The organism is Vallitalea longa, assembly GCF_027923465.1.
GTDB classification, from domain to species: Bacteria; Bacillota; Clostridia; order Lachnospirales; family Vallitaleaceae; genus Vallitalea; species Vallitalea longa.
This window is the reverse complement of sequence record NZ_BRLB01000057.1, coordinates 1-589: the sequence shown is the minus strand read 5'-3', so window position 1 is coordinate 589 and position 589 is coordinate 1. Positions and strand designations below refer to the sequence as shown.

Sequence of the window (589 nt, the reverse complement as noted above, 5' to 3'; positions counted from 1 at the left end):
AGTAGAAAAAACAAGTTTTTCAAGAAAACATAAACTATTCGTGGAAGAAGAATTGAAACAACTGAAAAAATATGCGGCAGAAAATGGAGTGACCATGGCAGCACTACTATGCACAGCCTACGGGAAGGTCTTGAAACATTGGAGCAATCAAAGGAGATTCGCAATAAACCTGACAGTATTTAACCGACTACCATTTCATGAAGACGTGAACAATATCATAGGAGACTTCACATCCGTCATACTCATAGACTGTGACCTGAAAGAAAAGAACTTCATAGACCAAGTAAAAGGGGTACAGGAAAAAATACTAAGTGCATTGGAACACAGGCATTATGATGGAGTAGAATTCATCAGAGACCTGGCAAAAGAAAACAACATGATAAATCAGGTAATAACACCGATAGTATTTACCGACGTAGGAGATAACTATCAATATGAAAACGAAAATGAAGAAATAGCATATGAACCAATAATGGAAGAATTCCAAGGAATAACCCAGACATCACAAGTATACTTAGACAATCAGGTAGCACAACGCAATGGACAATTAAGCATTGTATGGGATTACATTCAAGACATATTTGAAGAA

1 protein-coding gene is annotated in these 589 nt (G+C 36.5%); it reads left to right on the top strand.

Going from position 1 to position 589, the window contains the following annotated elements:
• Positions 1-589, top strand: a 589-nt coding sequence (locus tag QMG30_RS24805) for a condensation domain-containing protein (RefSeq protein ID WP_281819912.1), incomplete at both ends; no start/stop codon positions are given.